This window comes from Clostridioides sp. ES-S-0049-02 (assembly GCF_020658465.1).
GTDB lineage: Bacteria > Bacillota > Clostridia > Peptostreptococcales > Peptostreptococcaceae > Clostridioides.
Map to the genome: position 1 here is coordinate 93,416 of NZ_JACVWG010000003.1, position 23,807 is coordinate 117,222.

Consider the following 23,807-nt stretch of genomic DNA (forward strand, 5'->3'; position numbering starts at 1 on the left):
TTTACAATAAAAAGTTTACTTTTGATTTTAAGTGAAGGAGAATGATATGAATAAAATTTGCAAACTGTTAAATATAAAATACCCAGTTATCCAAGGGGGAATGGCATGGGTAGCTACTGCATCATTAGCAAGTGCTGTATCTAATGCAGGTGGACTTGGAATAATAGCAGCAGGAAATGCACCAAAAGAAGCTATAAAGGAAGAAATTGTTAAATGTAAAGAATTAACAGATAAACCTTTTGGTGTAAATGTAATGCTTATGTCACCATTTGTAGATGATATAATAGATTTAATTATAGAAGAGAAGGTTCAAGTTATTACTACTGGCGCTGGAAATCCTGCAAAGTATATGGACAGATTAAAAGAAGCTGGAACAAAAGTTATACCTGTAGTACCAACAATAGCTTTAGCGCAAAGAATGGAAAAGTTAGGAGCTACAGCAGTAATAGCTGAAGGGACAGAAGGTGGAGGACACATAGGAGAGCTTACTACTATGGTTTTAGTTCCACAAGTTGTTGATGCTGTTAATATACCTGTAATAGCAGCAGGAGGTATTGTAGATGGTAGAGGTATTGTTGCTTCATTTGCACTGGGTGCGAATGCAGTTCAAGTAGGAACTAGATTTATTTGTAGTGAAGAGTGTTCTGTACATTTAAACTACAAAGAATTAGTGTTAAAAGCAAAAGATAGAGATGCAATTGTTACAGGAAGAAGCACAGGTCATCCAGTAAGAACATTAAAAAATAAATTATCAAAAGAATTCTTAAAGATGGAACAAAATGGAGCTACTCCTGAAGAATTAGACCAAAAAGGTACAGGTGCTTTAAGATTTGCAACAGTAGATGGAGATATAGAAAAAGGTTCATTTATGGCAGGTCAAAGTGCTGCTATGGTAAAAAAAATAACACCTTGTAAAGAAATTATAGAAACTATGGTAAATCAAGCAAAAGAGATTATGCCAGGCATAGAACTGTAAATCAGGAGGAGCATGATGGGAAAAGTTGCACTAGTATTTCCTGGTCAAGGAGCCCAGTATGTAGGGATGGCTAAGGATTTATATGAAAATAACGAGGTTGCTAAAAATGTGATAGACGAGGCTTGTAGTGCCTTAAATATAGATTTAAAAAAGCTTATGTTTGAGGGTAGTGAAGAAGAACTTTCTAAAACTGAAAATACTCAACCAGCTATGGTTACACATAGTGTAGCTGTACTAAAAGCGATACAATCAAAAATAGATTTAAAATATGATGCATGTTTAGGTTTATCTTTAGGAGAATATAGTGCATTAGTTGCAGCAGATGCAATTGATTTTAAAGATGCTGTATGCCTAGTTAAAAAAAGAGGTAAATTTATGCAGGAAACAGTACCAACAGGAGTTGGAGCTATGGCAGCGATTTTAGGTTTAGATAGAGAAATATTAGGAAGTGTTGTAAAAGACATACAAGGAGGGATTGTAGAAGTAGCAAATTACAATTCTCCTGGTCAGATAGTTATATCTGGTGAAAATGAAAAGATAGAAGAAGCAATGGTAAAATGTAAAGAGGCAGGAGCAAAAAGAGCTGTTAAATTAAATGTAAGTGGGCCTTTCCACTCATCAATGTTAAGAGAAGCTGGAGTAAAACTAGCTAGTGAATTAGACAAAGTTAATATAACTAAGCCTAAAGTTGATGTAGTAGCAAATGTAAATGCAGATTACTATGAAAATGAAGGTAAAGACTTGCTTATAAAACAAGTAAGTTCTTCTGTACTTTGGGAAGATTCTATAGAAAGATTATTAAATGATGGGTATGATACTTTTATAGAAATGGGACCAGGAAAAACTTTAAAAGCATTTATTAAGAAGATAGCCTCTAATAAAAAAGCAAGTGTGAATATTTACAATATAGATGGTATAGATTCTTTAAATGAATTTGTACAAGATTATGGAAATGGAGAGATATAATGATAAATCTTACAGGACAAGTAGCAATTGTTACTGGTGGCTCTAGAGGTATAGGGAGAGAAATAGCAAAGAAACTAGCATCTCTTGGAGCTGATATAGTAATCAATTATACTTCTAAAGAGGATGAAGCCCTAAAAACTAAAAGTGAAATAGAAGGTATGGGTGTAAAATGTACTTCTATAAAATGTGATGTATCTAAATCTGATGAAGTAAATCAAATGATGGACTCTATTATAAAAGAGTTTGGAAAAATTGATATATTAGTTAATAATGCAGGTATAACTAAAGATGCATTACTTATGAGAATGAAAGAAGAAGATTTTGATAGAGTTATAGATATAAATTTAAAAGGTGTATTTAATTGTACAAAAGCAGTTATTAAACCTATGATGAAAAAGAAATATGGTAGAATAATAAATATGACTTCAGTAGTTGGAATCATGGGAAATGCAGGTCAAACTAATTACTGTGCATCAAAAGCTGGCGTGATTGGATTTACAAAATCTTCTGCAAGAGAATTAGCATCAAGAAATATAAATATAAATGCAGTGGCACCAGGATTTATAGAAACAGATATGACTAAAGTACTAAGTGATGAGGTAAAAGAATCAACATTATCAAATATACCAAAAAAATCTTATGGTAAACCAGAAGATGTAGCCAATGCTGTAGCATTTTTAGTTAGTGATATGTCAAGTTATATAACAGGACAAGTGTTAAATGTAGATGGTGGAATGGTAATGCAATAATAAAAAATAATACTTTAAAAAGTAGAGAAATCTATTTAAAATAAAAAATCTTAGGAGGAACACAATGTTTAATAAAGTTGTAGAAATAATAATAGAACAATTAGGAGTAGAAGATAAAGAAATAACTATGGAAACATCATTAATGAAAGATTTAGAAGCAGATTCATTAGATGCAGTAGAAATAATAATGTCACTTGAAGATGAATTTGGTATAGAAATACCAGATACAGAAGCAGAAAACTTCAAATCTATAGGGGACATAGTTAACTATATAGAAGCTAACAAATAGTCGAGCTTTAAAAAAGTGGAGGTATCAGATGAATAAAAGAGTAGTAATAACGGGACTTGGATGTGTTACACCATTGGGAACAGGAAAAGAAGAGTTCTGGAACAATATAAAATCTGGAGTATCTGGTATAGATAAAATAACTAATTTTGATGCTAGCACATATCAAACTCAAATAGCAGGAGAAGTTAAGAATTTTCATCCAGAGGAATATATAAGCAAAAAAGAATTAAAGAGATTAGATAAATTTGCTCAATTTGCAATAGTTTCTGCAAAATTAGCAGTTGAAGATGCAAATCTTGATTTAGATAAAGTTGATAGAGAACGTGTTGGAGTTATAATAGGCTCTGGTATAGGTGGGGTTGAAGCAATAGAAACTCAACATAAAATTCTTTTAGAAAAAGGAAACAAAAGAGTAAGTTCACTATTTGTACCTATGATGATAGGAAACATGGCAGCAGGTCAAGTTTCAATATTTTTAGGAGCAAAAGGACCTAATACTAATGTATGTACAGCTTGTGCATCAGGAACTCATTCAATAGGTGATGCCTTTAAGGTTATACAAAGAGGAGATGCAGATATTATGGTAGCAGGAGGCTCTGAAGCTGCTGTAACAGGACTTGCATTTGCTGGATTCTGTAATATGAAGGCTATGTCAACTAGAAATGATGACCCTAAAACTGCATCACGACCATTTGACAAGGACAGAGATGGATTTGTAATGGGAGAAGGAGCAGGTATTGTTATATTAGAAGACTTAGAACATGCTTTAGCAAGGGGTGCAAAAATATATGCAGAAGTAGTAGGATATGGTTTAACTGCTGATGCATATCATATGACAACTCCAGCTGAAAATGGAGAAGGAGCAGCTAGGTCTATGAATATGGCTTTAAAAGATGGAAATGTTCCACTAGAAGAAGTAGATTATATAAATGCTCATGGAACTTCAACTTATTATAATGACCTATATGAAACTATGGCTATAAAAACTGTATTTGGAGAAAATGCATATAATTTATGTGTATCATCGACAAAATCTATGACTGGTCATTTATTAGGAGCATCAGGTGCAATAGAAGCAGTTGTTTGTGCAATGAGTATAGAAGATAATTTTGTACCTCCAACTATAAATATACAAGAAGTTGGCGAAGATTTAGATTTAGATTATGTTCCAAATAAAGGTAAAGAAAAAGATATTAGATATGCACTATCAAATTCTTTAGGTTTTGGTGGGCATAATGCTACAATTGTACTAAAAAAATATGTATAAATAAATGACAAATATTAAAAATAACATTAAAAAACAAGCACTTGTTTTTGACCTTATAAATTTATATTAACTAAATTAAAAGTCCCCTAAATTAGAATAAATGTCTAATTTAGGGGACTTTTTTATTAAATTTTAATTCTAGCACATGTTGTAAATCATTTTGATATATTGTATCATAAATTATTGAGAGGTTATATATATGCAATTTTTCATTCTACAATATACAGAAGGAGGGCTAAAATTTTGAATTTTAGACTACCAAAGAAAAGTTTACCCAAAAAGATAATTTTTATAGCTATAATACTTATTAGTATTATTTTGTTTATAGGGTATGATCAAAATGGACTTAAAGAAAGAGAAATTATAAATAAAGGAAAATATATATCTGAAAGTCTTGTGTCAGATAAGAAGTATGATGAAGCAAAAAAAATGGTCAAAACTTCTTTTGAATCTATCCCAGAAAAAAAATACAATAAAGTATATAATGAAGTTTGGGATATGTTAAAGACTATTTCATATGTCCCAGATGGAACGAAGATAATTATTGATTCGTTAGAAAAGATGAGAACATCAGATGTAAAATTATCTGATGAATGTAGATTTAGTATAGAGAAAAGACTAGCATCAGTGTACATAATGGATAATAATTATTCTAGCGCAGTAGATTTAACTGTAAAGTCTATAAAATTAGCTGAGAAATTAGGGGATAATTATGAAAAAGCAAGACTAGATGTTGATTTGGCGAGCATACTTTTAAAGGTAGGTGGATATGAAACAGGAGAAAAATTAATAAAGGATTCTTTTAAGATAGATGTTGATGAAGATGAAAAAAATGGAATGGTTAGATTATATGCTCTTATAAATTTAGCAGAAATATATGTAGAGTTGGGAGAATATGATAAAGCCATTGAAACATGTAGCAATGTAAAAGACTATAAAAAGTTTGTAAACATAGATGATTACAATGATTTTGAAATAATGGCTTCTATAATGCAGGCAAATGCACATGTAGGAAAAAATGAGATATCAAAGGCAATGACTCTTTTAGAAAGAGCTGATTATCTTATAAAATATGATAAATCAATTCATATATTAGATAAAGGTATGTATTACTATATGGCAATGGGAAATTTGGAATATAAAAGTAAAAACTATGATTCTGCAATAGATAACTATAAAAAAAGCCTAGAGATATCTACTAAAAGAAAGTTAACTCAAGAGAAAATAAAAACCTTAAATGAAATATTGAATATATATGAGAAACAAGGGAATGTAAACTCTGTAAATAAGTACCAGAAGATATTAATAAATGAATATAAAGAGAGCAAAAGTATAAGAGATTCGGAAATTAGTTTTTATATAATTGATAAGGTATCACGTGAAAGTGAGTTTTTTGAAAAAAGTAAAAAAGAAATTAAGTCTTATAAAATATTATTTAGTGTAATTTTAATTATTACATTAGGTTCTACTTTTTTATATAATAGATTGAAGTACTTTAAAGCACAAAATTTACATGATGGACTTACAAATGTTTATAATAGGAAAAGTTTTGATATTATGTATAATAAGTACAGAGAAAAAGATGATAACTTTGCACTTGTAATGATAGATATAGATAATTTTAAACTTATAAATGATAATTATGGACATAAATTTGGAGACGTTGTCATAAAGGGCATAGTAAATACTATTTGTGTTATGCTTGAGCAAGAAGATAAAGTATTTAGATATGGTGGAGAAGAGTTTTCTGTATTGATAAGAGATAAATCTGGTGAAGAAGTGTTTGATATAATTAACAATATAAGAAATGCAATTGAAAATAAAAAATGGGGTGAAGATGTGACTGTGACTATAAGTGCAGGTATAGCCCATGTCTCTGATAGCAAAAACATATTAGAAGAAGCTGATAAAAATCTATATAAAGCAAAACAGCTTGGAAGAAATAAAGTAGTGTACAAATAATTGTATATTATATAGATATGAGGTATAAATATGAAGCAGTCAATAGCTATAGTAACAGATAAGATAACTAAACTATCATCTTTCTTGGAAGAAAATATACGATTAGTTTTAGAAAATTATCTTGATATAAATCATTATTATTTAGAAAATTTAAAAGATGATGATAAAATACAAGGTGATTTTGTTTTAGTAATGAATGATGACAGATTAAATAGCATGAGAAAGCATTTAGTACAAGATAGTAAAATTATAGTTGTGAGAAGAACTCTTAAAGAAAAAGAAATATATGGATTGTTTTCAATACCATATGGAACAGAAGTATTAGTTGTAAATGACACAAAAGAAACTACATTAGAAACAATAAGTCTGTTTTATAAGATAGGAGTAAAAAATTTAAAGCTTACTCCATATATTGAAGGACAAACCTATGAAAATATAGATATAGCCATAACACCTGGAGTAACCCAAAAAGTACCAAATTATATAAATAAGGTAATTGATTTAGGAAATAGATACATTGATATATCTACTTTTATAGAGATAATAAATGGGCTTAAAATTGATGTGAAGGAAATAAGAAAAAATCTGATGGTATATTCTGAACGTCTAATAAGCTTAGATAATGGTGTCAAAGACAATTATAGACAATTATTTCTAAAAATAGAAGAACAAGATGTTATATTAAATTTGTCAAAGGATGGAATAATATTTACTTCAATAGATGGTGTTGTAAATACATTTAATAAAGAAGTATTAAAAATTTTAGGTATAGACAGAAATATACGAGGAAAAAACATAAAAGATATTATCTCTAAAGATTTGGATATTTTACTTGAAGATAAAGAAATTGCTGATGAAGTTGTATTTACAAATAAGAAATATATAAATGTAAATAAAAAAAATATATTTTCTATGGGTAATAAAGCTGGTATATACTACAATTTACAAGAAATAACCTATATAAAAAAATTAGAACAAAATCTTACCAATAAATTAAGAGAGCAAGGTCAAATAGCAAAGTACACATTCAAAGATATAAAAACTAAGAATAAGAGGATGACAAAGTGTATAGAGTTAGCTAAAAAAATATCTAAATCAGACCTTTCTGTTTTAATAATAGGAGAGAGTGGAACTGGTAAAGAATTATTATCCCAATCAATTCACAATAACTCTAATAGAAGTAATCAGCCTTTTATAGCAGTTAATTGCGCTGCAGTTCCAGATAGCTTATTAGAAAGTCAGTTATTTGGCTATGAAAAAGGCTCTTTTACAGGAGCATTAAGAGAAGGGAAAAAAGGTCTATTTGAACTTGCAAACAATGGAACTATATTTTTAGATGAGATTGGAGATATGCCTCCATTATTACAGACAAAATTACTTAGAGTACTTCAAGAAAAACAAGTTATGCCTATAGGTTCCCACAATGTTATAAATATAGATGTTAGAATTATAGCTGCGACAAATAAAAATTTACCTAAAATGATTAGAGAAGGTAAATTTAGAGAAGATTTGTATTATAGATTGAATGTACTACCAATAGACATACCATCATTGAGGGAGAGAAAAGAAGATATAATAACTCTCATGAATTTCTTTTTGGAAAAGGATATAAAAATTTCTCCTGAAGTTGAGGTTATTTTAGAAAAATACAATTGGCCAGGAAATATAAGAGAGTTGCAAAATGTTGCTTCTTATGTAAGTTTAATGTGTGAAAGTATGGTTTTTAAAGATGACCTTCCACCTTATATAAAGACAGAATATATTAGTAGCTTTGATGATGGGGTTAGTTATACAAAAAAAGAATTTGAGTATATACTTAGAATACTATATGAAAGAAAAGATTTAACTTCTGGAGTTGGAAGAGGCTTTATAATAGAAAAACTTACAGAGGAGGGTATTGAAATATCTGAAAGTAAAGTAAGAAAAGTATTGTCTTATTTGAGTGAGTGTGGATACATATCATCTAAATCTGGAAGATGTGGAAGTCAAATAACACAAGAAGGTATAAAGTTTTACAATAATATAAATTAGGTATATTAAAGTAAAAGATTCTAAATAGAAATATCTTAGAACTTGGAAAGATATATATAAAAGTTAAACCATCTTATGCTCAAATTAACATTTAATACTATATATTAAAAGCATATAAAAATAAATTAAATATAAATAGGTTTAGATAATAGGTTTAGATAGGTAATAGGTTATAAGTAAATAACCCATTACCTATTTTTATTTGCAAAAAAATTTGTATTTATATCTAAAAATAAAAAAATATTTGATGGAAGCATTGTGAATACTTGATAAATAATAAATAAACGTAAAGTATAAATTTTGGCATATATATTGCTAACTATATAGATAAGACAACAAAATAATTGGGAGGTTTAATTATGAAATACAAAACAACAGGGACTTGTGCTACAGAAATTGAATTTGAGGTAAAAGATGACAAAGTTACAAATGTAAATTTTGTTGGTGGATGTGATGGAAATTTAAAAGGATTAAAAGTATTGGTTGAAGGTATGAATATAGAAAATGTAATTCAAAAACTAAAAGGAATAGAGTGTAAAACAAAACCAACATCTTGTCCAGACCAACTTTCTCTAGCATTAGAGAATTATATAAATAAAAAATAAGTACATAAAACAATCAACTAGTTAGGAGTTTAATTATGAAACCAATAATAGGTATTTTAGGAAATCTGATAATAATGGAAAATGGAATGTTTCCTGGGCTTGAAAGATCCTATGTAAATAATGATTATATAAACGCAGTATTAAAGGGAGGAGGTAGCCCAGTTATTATTCCAGTAAATACAGATAGAGAAGTTATAAAGAGACAGATTGAGATGGTTGATGGAGTTTTAATATCTGGAGGATGGGATGTTAATCCTCAATTATATGGTGAAGAAACAAGAGAAGAAACAATGTTTATATATCCCGAAGTAGATGAATTTGATTTAATTGCTATAAGTATAGCTTTAGAACTTAAAAAGCCAATACTAGGTATATGCAGAGGGCTACAAATATTAAATGTAAGCCTAGGTGGAACTTTATATCAAGATAATAGTCTTGTTAAAGGAAGTTACATAAAACATACACAATCTTCTAAAAGACATGTAGCTACTCATAAGGTAGATGTTCAAGACGGGAGTATTTTAGAAGGTATTTTAGGAAAACAATTACTTACAAATAGTTATCATCATCAAAGTATTAAACAACTTGGTGAAGGATTAAAAGCCATAGCATACTCAAAAGATGGTATAATAGAAGCTATTGAAAAAGAGGATGAAAATTTTGTAGTAGGAATACAGTGGCATCCAGAAATGATGGTAGATTATTGTGATAAAATGGAAAAGTTATTTAAATATTTCATAAATATTTGTTCAACTTTATAATATACCTTGGGGGGATTAAACATGAACGAAAAAAATAAAATGGGATTAATAAGTATTATACTTTTAGGTATTAATGCGGTTGTAGGAGCAGGAGTTTTCCTATTACCAGGAAACGCAATGAAAGCATTTGGTGTTGCGAGTATATTTGTATATATGTTTGATATGCTATTAGTTTTATCTATGGCGTTTTGTTTTGCTGAAGTGGCAGGTAAATTTAATAAAAATGGTGCTGCATATGTGTACACCAAAGAAGCATTTGGAGATTTTTTTGGATTTGAAGTAGGTCTTATGAAATGGGTAATAGGATGTATTTCTTGGGGAGCGTTAATAGTAGGTTTTCCTACATCTTTATCAGCAGTATGGGCTCCTGCAGGTGACCCACATATACAAAAAATTATAATAGTAGCTATGATAGTTGGACTTACAATTATAAATTTATTAGGAGTATCTTTATCAAAAATTGTACAAAATGTTATAACAGTAGGTAAGCTAATTCCATTAGTATTATTTATAGTAATAGGTGTATTTTTTATAAAAGGAGCTAATTTTACTAATTCAACAATGGTACCACCAGGAGCAGGAGTTACAGAATTTGGAGCAGCAGCACTTTTAATGTTTTATTCATTTACAGGGTTTGAATCTATAGCAGTAGCAGCAGAAGATATGGAGAATCCTCAAAAAAATATACCTATAGCAATTATAAGTGTAATAGTAATTGCATCAATAATATATATATTAAATCAAGTTGTGTGTGTTGGTATTTTAGGAGATAAATTATCCAGTACAGCTACTCCTGTTGCAGATGCGGCGAGAATATGTTTTGGAAATATGGGTGCAGGATTAGTTACTTTTGGGACATTAGTTTCTGTTGGTGGAATTTGTATGTGTGGTGCTTTTGTAAATCCAAGAAGCTGTGTAGCTTTAGCTGATGACAAAATGTTACCAAGAATGTTTGCAAGAAAAGATAAAAATGGTACACCATATGTAGCGATAATAGCAACTATGATAATTACTATACCAATAGCTTTGTCTGGAAGTTTTGCTGAATTAGCAGCAATAAGTGCAGTTGCTAGATTTATACAATATATACCTACTTCTCTATCAGTGTTAGTATTTAGAAAGAAAAGACCAGAATTAGTAGGGACTTTTAGAACTCCATTTGGAGCAGTAATTCCTTTAATTGCAGTGTGTGTTGGTACATGGTTATTATTCCAGGCGTCTATGCACCAATTAGTTATGGGATTAGGAGCATTAGCAGTTGGAGTACCACTATACTTTATAATGAAGTCTTATAACAGAAAAGTTTATGGAGAAGATTTAAAGAAAGTTGTTTAAATTATATTGTAAATACTATTTAACTAGCAGAGGAATATTATCAAAAAATTGAATATAAATAAATATATAAGGTTATATTAAAATATTATTAAATTTTTATTTTAGTATAACCTTATATTGTTATTAATACATGAAAAATATTGTAATAGATGTAAAATAATAGTATTATGTTTATTAGATAAAAAACTTGTTAGGAGGTAAATTTATGTCAGAAATAACTTTAAAGAATGGTATAGAAGTATCTATTAGAGAAGGCGTAAAAGAAGATGCCCAAGCTATTATAGATTTTTATAATGAAGTAGGTGGGGAAACTCATTTTCTTTCATTTGGGAAAGATGAATATAAAATATCTTTAGAAGACCAAGAAAATTCTATAGAGTCAGCAAAAGCATCTGATAACTCAATAAAATTAATTGCATTTATAGATAGAGAGATAGCTGGTATTGCTACAATTGATTCCAATCAAAAAGCAAAAGGAAAGCATGTTGGAGTTTTAGGAATTGTTGTTAAAGAAAAATACTGGGGAGCTGGATTAGGCAAAAGACTTATGTTAGACCTTATAGAATGGTGTAAATCAAATGGAATAACTAAGAAAATAACTCTTGTTACTAATGAAGAAAATCATAATGCTATAGAATTATACAAAAGAGTCGGATTTGAAGTAGAAAGTATATTAAAGAAAGAATGTTATTACAATGGTGTTTATACTGATTTGATAGGGATGTCACTTTTATTAGGAATATAATTAGTGTACATTTTATCTCGAAAAAATCATATTAAGTATGGTATAATTAAAAAAAGAATATAACTTAATATAATTTTGGAGGACGAATTATGAAAAATCTGTGTAAAATATCAGATGAATATTTAAATAGTAAACTTAAATATTTAAAGTTATTATCAAAACAATATCCAAGCATATCGAAAGCAAGTACAGAAATAATAAATTTAGAGGCTATATTAAATCTTCCAAAGGGAACTGAACATTTTATAACAGATGTACATGGCGAATATGAGCCATTTGTACATGTTTTAAAAAATGGTTCTGGTGTAATAAAAAGAAAAATAGAAGAATTATTTTCAAATACAATAAGAGATAGTGAAAAAAAGATGCTAGCAACTCTTGTATACTATCCTGAACAAAAACTAGACTTAATAATTAAACAAGAGGAAAATATAGATGATTTTTATAGAATAAATATCTATAGACTTATAGAACTTTGTAAGTATGCTTCCAGCAAATACACTAGGTCAAAAGTTAGAAAACTTTTACCAGAAAATTTTAAATACATAATAGAAGAACTTTTACATGAGCATATTAAAAGTGAACATAAAGAAGAATACTATAAAAGTATAGTTGAGACAATAGTTGATATAGGTATAGCTAAAGAGTTTATAATTGCAATTTCCACGGTTATACAAAAGTTAGTTGTTGACAGACTACATGTAATAGGTGATATTTATGATAGAGGTCCAAGACCAGATATAATTGTAGATAAGCTTATTGAACATCATTGTGTAGATATTCAATGGGGAAATCATGACATACTATGGATGGGTGCAGCATCAGGTGAAAAAACTTGTATAGCAAATGCACTTAGAATTTCGGCTAGATATGCAAACCTAGATATCGTAGAAGATATATATGGGATAAATCTATTACCTTTAGCTACTTTTGCAATAGAAATGTATAAAGATGACCCATGTAAAGAATTTATTCCTAAGATTAATGACCAAAGTGTGACAACAACAGAAAAGTCTTTAATGGCAAAAATGCATAAGGCAATAAGTATAATTCAATTTAAACTTGAAGGTGAAGTGATAAAGAGAAGACCTGAGTTTGAAATGGAGCATAGGCTTTTGCTTAACATGATAAATTATGAAGAAGGAACAATTACTTTAAAAGGAAAAACATATAAACTAAAAGATACTTATTTGCCTACAATAGACAAAAAAGACCCATATAAATTGAGTATTGAAGAAAAAAATGTTATTGAAAAATTAGTGTCTTCATTTAGAGGTAGCGAAAAATTACAAAAGCATGTTTCATTTTTATTTTCTAAAGGAAGTATATATTTAAAGGCAAACTCAAATTTATTAATTCATGGATGTGTCCCATTGAATGAAGATGGAAGCTTTATGTCTATGAATATAATGGGAAAAGAGTATAAAGGTAAAATCCTTATGGATAAGATGGAATCTCTAGCAAGAGAAGGTTTTTTCTTTAAAGATAAAGCAGAAGAAAAATTATATGGTATGGATATTATGTGGTATTTGTGGACTGGAAAATGTTCATCATTATTTGGAAAAGACGATATGACTACATTTGAAAGATATTTTATAGCAGAAAAAGAGACTCATAAAGAAAATAAGAATCCATATTTTAAGCTTAGAGAAAGTGATGTTGCTTGTGAAAGAATATTTGAAGAATTTGATTTAGAACTTGATGAATCACATATAATAAATGGGCATGTTCCTGTAGAAAGTAAAAATGGAGAGAGTCCAATAAAAGCTAATGGAAAAATTCTTGTTATAGATGGTGGTTTTTCTAGAGCCTATCAAAAAACTACTGGTATAGCTGGATACACTTTGATATATAATTCTAGAACTTTACAACTAGTATCACATGAACCATTTAATTCTGCTGAAGAGGCTATTGCAAATGAAAGCGATATCTTATCGACAACTGTTGTAGTAGAGCATAAGGCAAAGAGAAAAATGGTGAGAGATACTGATGAGGGTGTAAAAATACAAGAAGAAATAGAAGACTTAAAATTGCTTTTAATGGCCTATAAAAAAGGGCTAATAAAAGAAATGTAGATAATAAAAAACTAAGATAACTCTATGTTTGAGAGTGGTCTTAGTTTTTATTTTTATAATAATTTACTTATTAAGTGAATCCTAAACAATAGGGTTCATTTTTTTATAGATAAATATTATTAAAAAAATTATATAGGTTTTGGTAATATTCCTTGTCCTTTATAAATAGAATTATATAAACAAAGGAGGAGGACAAGAAATGAATAAACTTTCAGATGAAATAATAAACTCTCTTTCTACAAACATAAGAGAGAAGGTAGAAAAAATCTCAGACAATAATCTAAACATAGAAGAAATTAGATTACGTTCACAAAAACCATTGATACTAAATGCAAACTCTAAAGATTATTTTTATAATCAAAAAACTATGGAACTTGATTTAAATCAGCACAATTCATATATAGTGACAAGGGAAGATATAGAGCAAACTTTTCAAATAATATGTAAATACTCAATACATTCATTTATGGATGATATAAAAAAAGGGTTTATAACTTTGAGAGGAGGCCATAGAGTAGGGTTAGTTGGAAAAGTAATAGTAGAAGATGGGCAAGTCAAAAATATAAAACACATATCATCTTTAAATATAAGAGTATCAAGAGAAGTCATAGGATGTTCAAATAAGATTTTAAGTCATATCATAAAAGGTAAAAATCAAATTAATAATACTTTGATAATATCGCCACCTCAATGTGGAAAGACAACTTTAATTAGAGATATAGTAAGAAATTTAAGTAATGGTAATGAAGAATATGGATTTAAAGGATTGAAGGTAGCACTAGTAGATGAACGTAATGAGATAGCAGGAGCTTACTTAGGTGCTCCACAGATGGATGTTGGAATAAGGACTGATATAATAGAAACTTGCCCAAAAGATTTGGGTATTACAATGCTTTTAAGGTCAATGTCGCCAAATGTTATTGTGACAGATGAAATTGGAAGTGAGAAAGAAATAAAGGCATTATATACAGCATTAAATGGAGGTATTGGATTAATAACTACTGTACATGGAGATTCAATGGAAGATATACAAAATAGAAAAGAGTTAAACAGACTCTTAGACAAAGAATTGTTTAAAAAAGTTATAATTCTTTCTGCTAAGAAAGGTGCAGGGACAATTGAAAAAATTTATGATTTAGAGGAAAAGAGATGGTACTTTGCAAATTAAGATAATTATTATAGCACTCTTAATAGGAAGTAGTTATTTGATAGGTGAACATATATACAAAACCTATACACGAAGACACAAACAACTAAATGATTTAATAAGAGTTTTAGAAATATTAAGGATGGATTTATCTTTTGGGCTTTATACATTAGAAGAAATTTTTAGAAGGATAGGATGCAATAAAGACTTTTGTTTTTGGAGTTTTTTCTATCAAATTTCAGAAGAACTTCACAATGAACAAAGCAAAACTTTAGAAAAAATAATATCAGAGAATACTGAAATTTTAGTTAAAGAAACTTATCTTGGAAGTAAAGAAATTGAGGAATTAAAAAATCTAATTCTTACATTGGGAAAAAGTGATATAGAGTCCCAACAAAGAATGATAGATTTATCTATAGAAAATCTGAAAAAACAAACCTATGAAACAAAAGAAGACATAAGTAAAAAAGGGTTGCTATATAAAAAATTAGTAACCTTTATAGGCATAGGTATATGTATTATATTGATTTAATATGGGGAGGTTTATTATGGAGATATCATTGATATTAAAGGTTGCAGGTGTAGGTATTCTAATATCAGTATTAAATATGATATTGGAAAAAACAGACAGAAAAGATTGGGCAGGGCTTACTACTTTGGCAGGTGTAATAATCGTGTTGGGGATGGTAATAACAGAAATAAGTGATTTATTCAATACTGTAAGAACAATGTTTCAACTTTACTAAAGAGGAGGGAGTAATTTGGAAATAATGCAATTAATAGGAATTGCAATCATTTCAACTACACTCTGTTTAGTAATAAAAAAAGATAGACCAGAAATAGCAAATTTCATAGCAATAATAACTGGAGTAACAATATTATTATCAGTTATGTTTAAGTTAAATTTTATAATAGATAGTATACAAGATTTAGCTAATAAAGCTAATATTCCAACTATGTATATATCTTTAATAATAAAATTAATAGGAATAGCATATTTAATGGAATTTGCAATACAACTTTGTAAAGATTGTGGGGAAGGAAACATTGCTTCAAAACTAGAGTTTGGAGGAAAAATAATAGTTATGTCAATGTCTTTCCCTATACTTTTATCCATTGTAGAAATGGTGGTGAATATAATTCCATAGTTATTTATATTAAGGTAGATAGCTATAGATATATTAGTTGTTATTTAAAGGATATTTTGTTGTATTGAGGTTTATAGAGTGAAGAGAGGCATGGTTGCTTATGAAAAAAAGATTTTTACCAATGATTATGGGATTTGTATTGACTTTCTTTTTTGTAAATATCTTTGCCATTATAATATTTGCTAATGAGGTTCCAAGTAGCGAAGATAAAGAATATGGTGAAGCTAAGAGTAGCATAGATAAATATATTGATGGTCAGTTAGACAAGTTAGATATAAATGAAATTCAAGATTATATAAATAAAGAAATAGTTATTAATGATGTTAATTTAAAATCGTTTGTAAAAGACCTAATTAGTGGAGAAAAAAATATTTTAGATTTATTTAATAAAGATGGACTGAAGATATTGATGTTTGATGAGTTTAAAGCAAGTTTAAAGGTAGTAGCAGTAATTTTAGTATTAGCTTTATTGTCATCTATTTTAAAAAGTTTAGAGAATTCTTTTTCATCAGGTGCAGTTAGTCAAATAGCAACGTATATAATATTTATTACAATGGTATCGCTCACTTTAATTGGATTTAAAGATGTACTACAAATTTGTTATGATGCAATAGACCATACTGTAGGTCTTATGCAAGTTATAATGCCAATACTAATAACATTTTTACTTTTAATTGGATTTCCAATAACATCTACTACTTTGAATCCTATTTTTATAGGAGGAGTGACATTTATAAATGTATTTTTCAAGAAATTTTTATTTGTATCAGTAACTGTTGCATTTGGAATTCTAATAATAAACAATTTATCAAAAAACATAAGGCTAAAAAGATTTTTTTCTTTTGTCAAACAAATAAATTATGTTTCTATTGGGGCTATGTTTACTGTATATTTAGGACTTGTATCTATACAAGGCTTATATGTAACTAGTTTTGATAAATTCAGTGTAAAAACTGCGAAGTTTGCTATAGGTAACTTTATACCAGTTGTTGGTGGATTTGTATCAGATTCTGTGGATATTTTACTATCTTCATCTCAACTTATAAAAAATATATTTGGTGGAATAGGGCTTATCTTACTCATTGGGATTTGTTTGCTTCCAGTGATAAAAATTTTATCCGTCATAGTGGTATATAAATTGGCAGCAATAATTGTAGAGCCTGTTGGAGAAGATGGAATATCAAATTTTTTAAATGAAGTTGCAAATCTAATGATAATAATGTTAGCATCAGTAATTGCTATAACAATAATGTTCTTTGTGACTGTAGCTATTTTGACCTCGATAAGTGTTGTAAGTCAAGGATAATGTATAGATTAATAAAGAGTAATTACTTTTAATCTAAATATTTTAGAGAGGAGGATGCTATGTTAGAGGGCATAAAGGCATGGATAGTTAGTATTTTAATAGGAGCATTTATAGTAAATATAGTTGATATGATTTTACCTAGTTCCAAGATAAAGCCGTATGTGAACTTGGTGTTAAATTTTATATTCGTATTTATTGTAATAACTCCAGTGGTAGGATTTTTTTCAAAAGACATGAGCTTAGAAGATAGAATTTTAAAATCTATGGGAAATTACAATAAGGAATATGTAGATAGTACAAATGCTTTAGCAGAAGAGACTGGAAATACTAGCTTATCTAAGGGATATGAAGATGGTTTGAAAGAAGTGCTTAAGCTAAAGCTTGATGAATATGGTTATGATTTAGAAGATATAGAGCTTAATGGTGCAAATATAAATAATATAAAAATAAAAGAAAAAAATAATATGTCAAAGAGCAATAGTGATGAAGAAAATGAAAATAATAGTACTAAAGGAGATGAAGATAGCATAAACTCTAATGACAAAGAAAATTCTAAACAAGTTTTTAAAAAAGGTACAGAGTATGGACTGAATCTAAATGAAGACAAACTAAAAAATGACCTAATAAAAGTGCTTGATGTTTCTATAGAAACTATACAAATTGATAAATAGGAGTTGGAAGAATGTTTAAAAACTTAAACGACAAAGATAAGAGAAAGGTATATTCACTAATAACTATAGCTGGAATATGTGTGGTATCATTAGTACTATTATCTTGTTTTCCAAGTAGCAAAACTGATGAAAAAGTTGGAAAAACAGATGCTGACAAAAAGACTGAAAAACAAGTTGCTAAGGAACATGAAAAAGAAGATTTAGAATCAAAATTAACAACAATACTATCTAAAATTGATGGAGCAGGAGATGTTGATGTAATGATTACATTTGAGTCAAGTGAAGAAATACAACCTGCTTTTAACTCAAACCAAACAACAGAAACAACAGAGGAGAAAGATGCACAAGGTGGAGAAAGAACAGTTACAACTTCAAGTGAAAATAAAACAATGATAACTTCAAATTCAAGTGACCCTGTAGTTATAAAAACTACAGAGCCAAAGATAAAAGGAGTGATAGTAGTAGCAAGTGGAGCTAGTAATCCAAATGTCAAAGAAACACTTTATAGTGCAGTTCAAACATCATTACAAGTAGCAGGTCATCAAGTAGAAATATATTCTAAATAAATACATATAACCGGGGGGATAAATGAATGAAGTTTAATTATAAGGGAAGAGGATTTGTAATAATAACTTTAACTGCAATGTTAGTAATAGTAGGAACAGTAAATTATCAACTTAGTAAGAAATCTTTACTAGAAACATCAAAAGAATTTAAAGCATATGAAGAAGCTCAATTACAGAAGAATACTACTGATGATAGTGATAGTAGCAATAAAGAAGACTCAGATGCTACAGATAAACAAAATAGCAAAGAGAGTGCTGACATTGATATAGTTGATAGTAAGGCTAGTAAGGTTAAGGAAAAAGTAACTGAAACAAGTAAAGAAATAAAAGCTCAATTATCATCTGAAAAGAATATGAAAAAAGCATCTTATATTTTAGATATGAAAATGAATAGAGAAAAACAAAGAAATGAATTAGTTCAGGATTTAAATGAAATGATAAATAATCCATCTACAACAGAGGAATCTAGAAAAGAAGCTTCTAATATGAAATTAAATATAGTTAAAACTCAAGAAAAAGAGCTTCAAATAGAAAATCTTTTGAGTACAAAGGGATATGAAGAAGCATTAGTTTATATAAGTGATAGCAAAGTCAATGTTGTTGTAAATGAAGCTAAATTAGATAAAAAAGATGCAGCAAAAATATTTGATTTGGTTGCAGAACAGGCTAATGTAAAGTATGAAAATATTAAACTTACAAATAATAATACTAAGTAAAATATAAACCTCAGAATTAACTGAGGTTATTTTCTTGCAAAGTAGAGTTGTATTTGGTATTATTATACTTATAAAAATAGTTCCTTAAAATCAGGAGGTAAGTTTTAATATGGAAGATAATAAATTTGGACAAGTAAAAATATCTAATGATGTAATAGCTACAATAGCTGGTTTAGCAGCATTAGAAGTTGAGGGCATAGAAACTACAGCAACATTAACAGATAAGTTGTTAAAAAATAATGGAGTAAAGATACAAATAGAAGAAGAGGATGTTAATTTAGACGTAATGGTTATGATAAAATATGGCATGTCAATACCAGATACAGCTTTTAAAGTTCAAGAAAATGTAAAAAATACTGTTGAGACAATGACAGGACTGAAGGTTTCTCAAGTAAATATACACATTCAAGGAATCAGCTTTAAGAAAGATAAAGCTGATAAAGAAGAAGTAAAAGCAACTAAGAAAAATTAATATTAGCCCTCTGAAAAGTCAGAGGGTTTTTTGTTGGCATTTGATTTTATATAGATAATTAAACTTAAAGGAGAATTTTAATTGATGAAAAAAGATAGGGCACAAAAAAGTACAACAAGGGAATATATAATGAAACTTATATACCAAATAAATATTAATAAAGAGGAGTTTGAAGGTTTAGACGATAAAGTGGATTCTTTCTTAAAAGATAATTCAGAACATATTATAAATAGATATGAAGAACTTACACTTAAGTACTCAAATAATGCAAAATTAAAATTAGAAGATACTAAACTTGAAGATATAGTAGATAGAGAATATATAAATACAGTATGTAAAGCACTAAGAGAGAATCATGATGAGATAGATGAATTAATAAATAAGCATGCTAAAAATTGGACAGTAGATAGAATGCCAAAGGTAGATGTGTCTATACTTAGATTATCCGTGTGTGAAATAGTTTATTTAGACACTCCTAATAAAGTATCAATAAATGAAGCTGTGGAACTTGCAAAGATATATTGTGATGATAAATCTCCTAAATTTATAAATGGAATATTAGGAAGTGTTGTTGATGAAATTGGACAATAATATAATAATTGGAATTGATACTAGCTGCTATACTACTTCTATAGCAGCTATCTCTTTAGATAAAAAAGTTATTTTTAATGAAAAAATAATGCTAGAAGTAAAGGAAAATTCAAAAGGATTGAGACAAAGTGAAGCTGTGTTTCAACACATAAATAATTTAGGATTACTTAGTGATAGGATAAAATCATTTGGGGACAAATTTGTCATAGAGGGAGTTTGTTCATCTATTAAGCCTAGACCAGTTGAAAATTCATACATGCCTGTATTTAATGTTGGGTACAATTTTGGAAAGTTATTATCAAGTATACATGGATGTAAATTTTATGAAACGACTCATCAGGAAAATCATATTGAGGCTAGTTTATTAAATAGTAAATTAAAAAATAATAACAAATTTATTTCTGTTCATATGTCAGGTGGCACTACAGAGATACTTTTAATAACTAAGCATGATAATAATTATGATGCAAATAACAAAGATTTAGATGTAATAACTAAAATAAGCAATAAAAAAAACTTAGATGCAATAGCTAAAATAAATACTAAAAAAGATGATAAAAGTAAGTTATACAATAATTTTGGATATAATATAGATATAATTGGAGGAAGTAAAGATATTAGCTTTGGGCAACTTATAGATAGAATAGGTGTCAAGCTAGGATATAAATTTCCTTCAGGAAAATATCTAGATGAAAATGCTTTAAATTGTAATCTTAAAATAGAAAGTGGTCTAAAAACTTCTGTAAGAGAGGGATATATGAATTTATCTGGATTAGAAAATCAGGTGAATAAAATTATAGATGACAATAGAGATAATATTAGTAAAAATAAAAAAGAATATATATCTAAATTAGTACTGGATTCAGTAGTTAGAAACATGTTTAAATCTTTAATATATTTATGTGAAGCTTACAATGTAGAAGAAGTAGTTTTTGCAGGTGGAGTTTCTGCAAGTAAGTATATCCTCAAAGAATTAAGTTTAAAACTAAGTAAAAATTGTATAAAAGCTCATTTTACAGAGCCACAATATTCAACTGATAATGCTGTTGGGTGTGCTATAATAGGATTGAATAACTTTTTAGGAGAAAAAATATGAAACTAAGAGCTTTAGATATAAGTGAAGCAAATTCATATATTAAAAGAATTTTAATAAATGACCCAATACTTTCTAATCTTAAAGTTAAGGGAGAAATTTCTAATTTTAAAATACATAGCAGTGGAAATGTTTATTTATCGTTAAAGGATGAAACTTCAAAACTAAACTGTGTAATTTTTAAAAGTAATTTTAATCGTAATCTAAAATTAGACAATGGAGTAAAGGTTGTAGCTAGTGGATATATATCAGTTTATGAAAGAGATGGTGCATATCAATTATATATTAATGAAATTGAAATAGAGGGAATTGGGAATTTACACATAGAATTTAACAAATTAAAAGAAAAACTTAATAAAGAAGGTTTGTTTGATTCCAAATACAAAATACCTATCCCTAGAATGCCAAATTCAATTGGAGTTATAACATCTCCAACAGGAGCTGTTATAAGAGATATAATAAATGTAATAAAAAGAAGATATCCAAAGGTCAATATAAAGCTTTATCCAGTAACTGTTCAAGGAGATAGGTCAGCAGAAGAAATATGTGAAGCAATTAGATTTTTTAATCATATGAAGAATGTGGATACAATTATAGTTGGTAGAGGTGGGGGTTCAATAGAAGAACTTTGGTCTTTTAATGATGAAATGGTAGCAAGAGAAGTTTTTAACTCTCAAATTCCAATAATATCAGCAGTTGGTCATGAAACTGATTTTACTATTTGTGATTTTGTGTCTGATATGAGAGCACCAACACCATCAACAGCAGCTGAGATTGCAACTCCATCATTAGATGACATAAAATATAAACTTGGGAATATAAAAAGCAGACTTAACAAGTCTCTTATAAACCAAGTTGAATTAGACCAATACAAGTTAGAATCAGTGTTTAATAAAATAAATAACTATTTAGATTCTTACATAATAAAAGATAAAGTTATACAATTGGATAAAATATATGATAAAATAATTTTTGGAATAGAAAATAATTTAAAATTAGAAGATGAAAAATTAATAAAGGTTGGAGCATTACTTCATAACCTAAGTCCATTAGCTACTATGGACAGAGGTTATAGTATAGTTCAAAAAAACGGAAAAGTAATAAATAGTATAAAAAGATTGAAAACTGAAGATAACATAGATATAGTATTAAAAGATGGAAATTTAGAATGTATAATAGATAAAATTGAAAATAAAGAGGTATAATATGAACTTAACCTATGAAGAAGCTTACAAAAGATTGGAGAGCATTTTAAATGAGTTAGAATCTAAAAATGCTAGCTTAGATGAATCTTTAAGCTTATATGAAGAAGGAATTAGTCTTTATAAACATTGTAATAAGCTTTTGGATGATGCAAAATTAAAAATAAGTAAATTTAATCAATTAGGAATAGAAGAGGATTTTAGAATAGAGGAGGAATAAAAGTGGAATTTAAACAACATTTAAAAGAAAAAGCAAGTTTTATAGAAGATATACTTAAAGAATATATGCCAAAAGAAGAAGGTTATCAAAAAACTGTTATTGAGGCTATGAACTACAGCTTGAGCGCTGGAGGTAAGAGATTAAGACCAATACTTACACTAGAAGCCTGTAAGGTAGTTGGAGGAAATGAAGAAGAAGCTATACCTTTTGCTATTGCAATTGAAATGATACATACATACTCACTTATACATGATGACTTACCAGCTCTTGACAATGATGATTTAAGAAGAGGAAGACCAACAAACCATAAAGTATATGGAGAGGCAATGGGAATTTTAGCAGGAGATGCTTTACTGAACTATGCTTTTGAAGTTATGCTTGCAGGTTCAATAAATAAAGAAAATCCAGAAAAATATCTAAAAGCTATAAATGAAATTGCTAAAGGTGCTGGAATATATGGAATGATAGGTGGGCAAGTGGTAGATGTAGAAAGTGAAAATAAACAAATTGAAAAAGAAAAATTAGATTATATACATATGAATAAAACTGCTGCAATGATGGTTGGATGTATGAGAGCAGGAGCAACTATAGGTGGAGCAAATTCAGAACAAATGGAAGAAATAACTAAATATGCAAAAAATATCGGATTATCATTCCAGATAGTAGATGATATACTAGATATAGTGGGAGATGAAATAAAATTAGGGAAAAAAGTTGGCAGTGATATAGAGAATCATAAATCAACATATCCATCTCTTTTAGGATTAGATAAATCTAAAGAAATTGCACATAATTTAATAGATGAGGCAAAGAAGAGTATAGAAAAATTATCTGACAATGTAGATTTTTTAAAGGGATTGGCTGAATATATAATAGATAGAGAATATTAAAATATACAGCTAAAATCGAGGAGG

26 protein-coding genes are annotated in these 23,807 nt (G+C 28.4%); all 26 read left to right on the plus strand.

All coding sequences use genetic code 11. The features are described 5' to 3' along the window. Positions 1 to 46 precede the first annotated feature (46 nt). The 26 genes from fabK (at position 47) to IC213_RS09325 (ending at position 23,783) form a co-directional block, all read left to right on the plus strand. Complete coding sequence (gene fabK / locus IC213_RS09200) at positions 47 to 976, plus strand: enoyl-[acyl-carrier-protein] reductase FabK (RefSeq protein ID WP_227863022.1); 930 nt, start codon at positions 47 to 49, stop codon at positions 974 to 976. 15 nt (positions 977 to 991) lie between these two features. Then, positions 992 to 1,942 (plus strand): ACP S-malonyltransferase, encoded by a 951-nt coding sequence (gene fabD, locus IC213_RS09205; protein ID WP_227434104.1) that lies wholly within the window; start codon positions 992 to 994, stop codon positions 1,940 to 1,942. Next, positions 1,942 to 2,691: a 3-oxoacyl-[acyl-carrier-protein] reductase gene (fabG, locus tag IC213_RS09210; RefSeq protein ID WP_227434105.1), complete on the plus strand. Its 750-nt coding sequence runs from the start codon at positions 1,942 to 1,944 to the stop codon at positions 2,689 to 2,691. Before fabD ends, fabG begins: the two co-directional genes overlap by 1 nt. A 64-nt stretch (positions 2,692 to 2,755) precedes the next feature. Further along, positions 2,756 to 2,980 carry an acyl carrier protein gene (gene acpP, locus IC213_RS09215; protein WP_227863023.1) on the plus strand — a complete coding sequence of 75 codons (225 nt, stop codon included), beginning with the start codon at positions 2,756 to 2,758 and terminating at the stop codon, positions 2,978 to 2,980. A 28-nt stretch (positions 2,981 to 3,008) separates the two neighbouring features. Next, entirely contained in the window at positions 3,009 to 4,247 is a 1,239-nt protein-coding gene (gene fabF / locus IC213_RS09220) for a beta-ketoacyl-ACP synthase II (protein WP_227434107.1), read from the plus strand. Between the two features lie 243 nt (positions 4,248 to 4,490). Beyond that, positions 4,491 to 6,209 (plus strand): diguanylate cyclase, encoded by a 1,719-nt coding sequence (locus IC213_RS09225; protein ID WP_227482196.1) that lies wholly within the window; start codon positions 4,491 to 4,493, stop codon positions 6,207 to 6,209. A 30-nt stretch (positions 6,210 to 6,239) separates the two neighbouring features. Further along, positions 6,240 to 8,240: a sigma 54-interacting transcriptional regulator gene (locus IC213_RS09230; protein WP_227482197.1), complete on the plus strand. Its 2,001-nt coding sequence runs from the start codon at positions 6,240 to 6,242 to the stop codon at positions 8,238 to 8,240. A 359-nt stretch (positions 8,241 to 8,599) separates the two neighbouring features. Continuing rightward, on the plus strand, positions 8,600 to 8,845 hold the full coding sequence (locus tag IC213_RS09235) for a TIGR03905 family TSCPD domain-containing protein (RefSeq protein WP_227434110.1): 246 nt from the start codon (positions 8,600 to 8,602) through the stop codon (positions 8,843 to 8,845). A gap of 35 nt (positions 8,846 to 8,880) precedes the next feature. Beyond that, positions 8,881 to 9,606 (plus strand): gamma-glutamyl-gamma-aminobutyrate hydrolase family protein, encoded by a 726-nt coding sequence (locus IC213_RS09240; RefSeq protein ID WP_227863024.1) that lies wholly within the window; start codon positions 8,881 to 8,883, stop codon positions 9,604 to 9,606. A 21-nt stretch (positions 9,607 to 9,627) separates the two neighbouring features. After that, positions 9,628 to 10,941, plus strand: a complete 1,314-nt coding sequence (locus IC213_RS09245) for an APC family permease (protein WP_227434112.1) — start codon at positions 9,628 to 9,630, stop codon at positions 10,939 to 10,941. Between the two features lie 205 nt (positions 10,942 to 11,146). Then, positions 11,147 to 11,686 (plus strand): GNAT family N-acetyltransferase, encoded by a 540-nt coding sequence (locus IC213_RS09250; RefSeq protein WP_227434113.1) that lies wholly within the window; start codon positions 11,147 to 11,149, stop codon positions 11,684 to 11,686. 89 nt (positions 11,687 to 11,775) lie between these two features. After that, the gene (locus IC213_RS09255) at positions 11,776 to 13,761 is read left to right on the plus strand and encodes a fructose-1,6-bisphosphatase (RefSeq protein ID WP_227482198.1); all 1,986 of its coding nucleotides are present in this window, start codon (positions 11,776 to 11,778) and stop codon (positions 13,759 to 13,761) included. 199 nt (positions 13,762 to 13,960) lie between these two features. Further along, positions 13,961 to 14,929 carry a stage III sporulation protein AA gene (spoIIIAA, locus tag IC213_RS09260; RefSeq protein WP_227823629.1) on the plus strand — a complete coding sequence of 323 codons (969 nt, stop codon included), beginning with the start codon at positions 13,961 to 13,963 and terminating at the stop codon, positions 14,927 to 14,929. Next, positions 14,919 to 15,440, plus strand: a complete 522-nt coding sequence (locus IC213_RS09265; RefSeq protein WP_227482200.1) for a stage III sporulation protein AB — start codon at positions 14,919 to 14,921, stop codon at positions 15,438 to 15,440. Before spoIIIAA ends, IC213_RS09265 begins: the two co-directional genes overlap by 11 nt. A gap of 16 nt (positions 15,441 to 15,456) precedes the next feature. Further along, a complete protein-coding gene (spoIIIAC, locus tag IC213_RS09270) occupies positions 15,457 to 15,654 on the plus strand; it encodes a stage III sporulation protein AC (RefSeq protein WP_009888937.1) in 198 nt (65 codons plus the stop codon). Positions 15,655 to 15,678: 24 nt separating this feature from the next. Next, positions 15,679 to 16,056: a stage III sporulation protein AD gene (gene spoIIIAD / locus IC213_RS09275; protein ID WP_227434329.1), complete on the plus strand. Its 378-nt coding sequence runs from the start codon at positions 15,679 to 15,681 to the stop codon at positions 16,054 to 16,056. A gap of 100 nt (positions 16,057 to 16,156) precedes the next feature. Beyond that, positions 16,157 to 17,362, plus strand: coding sequence for a stage III sporulation protein AE (gene spoIIIAE, locus IC213_RS09280; protein WP_227434117.1), 1,206 nt, complete (start codon positions 16,157 to 16,159; stop codon positions 17,360 to 17,362). A 59-nt stretch (positions 17,363 to 17,421) separates the two neighbouring features. Further along, positions 17,422 to 18,033, plus strand: a complete 612-nt coding sequence (locus IC213_RS09285; RefSeq protein ID WP_227434118.1) for a stage III sporulation protein AF — start codon at positions 17,422 to 17,424, stop codon at positions 18,031 to 18,033. Between the two features lie 11 nt (positions 18,034 to 18,044). Then, the gene (locus IC213_RS09290) at positions 18,045 to 18,599 is read left to right on the plus strand and encodes a stage III sporulation protein AG (protein WP_227863025.1); all 555 of its coding nucleotides are present in this window, start codon (positions 18,045 to 18,047) and stop codon (positions 18,597 to 18,599) included. A 26-nt stretch (positions 18,600 to 18,625) separates the two neighbouring features. Continuing rightward, positions 18,626 to 19,315, plus strand: coding sequence for a SpoIIIAH-like family protein (locus IC213_RS09295; RefSeq protein ID WP_227434120.1), 690 nt, complete (start codon positions 18,626 to 18,628; stop codon positions 19,313 to 19,315). Positions 19,316 to 19,424: 109 nt separating this feature from the next. Beyond that, positions 19,425 to 19,787: an Asp23/Gls24 family envelope stress response protein gene (locus IC213_RS09300; RefSeq protein WP_227836211.1), complete on the plus strand. Its 363-nt coding sequence runs from the start codon at positions 19,425 to 19,427 to the stop codon at positions 19,785 to 19,787. Between the two features lie 84 nt (positions 19,788 to 19,871). Next, entirely contained in the window at positions 19,872 to 20,378 is a 507-nt protein-coding gene (gene nusB / locus IC213_RS09305) for a transcription antitermination factor NusB (protein WP_227831238.1), read from the plus strand. Beyond that, positions 20,362 to 21,474, plus strand: coding sequence for an O-sialoglycoprotein endopeptidase (locus IC213_RS09310; protein ID WP_227831237.1), 1,113 nt, complete (start codon positions 20,362 to 20,364; stop codon positions 21,472 to 21,474). The genes nusB and IC213_RS09310 overlap by 17 nt, the downstream gene beginning before the upstream one ends. Beyond that, positions 21,471 to 22,676, plus strand: a complete 1,206-nt coding sequence (gene xseA, locus IC213_RS09315; RefSeq protein ID WP_227863026.1) for an exodeoxyribonuclease VII large subunit — start codon at positions 21,471 to 21,473, stop codon at positions 22,674 to 22,676. Before IC213_RS09310 ends, xseA begins: the two co-directional genes overlap by 4 nt. A gap of 1 nt (position 22,677) precedes the next feature. After that, positions 22,678 to 22,893, plus strand: a complete 216-nt coding sequence (gene xseB, locus IC213_RS09320; protein WP_227434125.1) for an exodeoxyribonuclease VII small subunit — start codon at positions 22,678 to 22,680, stop codon at positions 22,891 to 22,893. Between the two features lie 2 nt (positions 22,894 to 22,895). Further along, positions 22,896 to 23,783, plus strand: coding sequence for a polyprenyl synthetase family protein (locus IC213_RS09325; protein ID WP_227434126.1), 888 nt, complete (start codon positions 22,896 to 22,898; stop codon positions 23,781 to 23,783). The last annotated feature ends 24 nt before the right edge of the window (positions 23,784 to 23,807 follow it).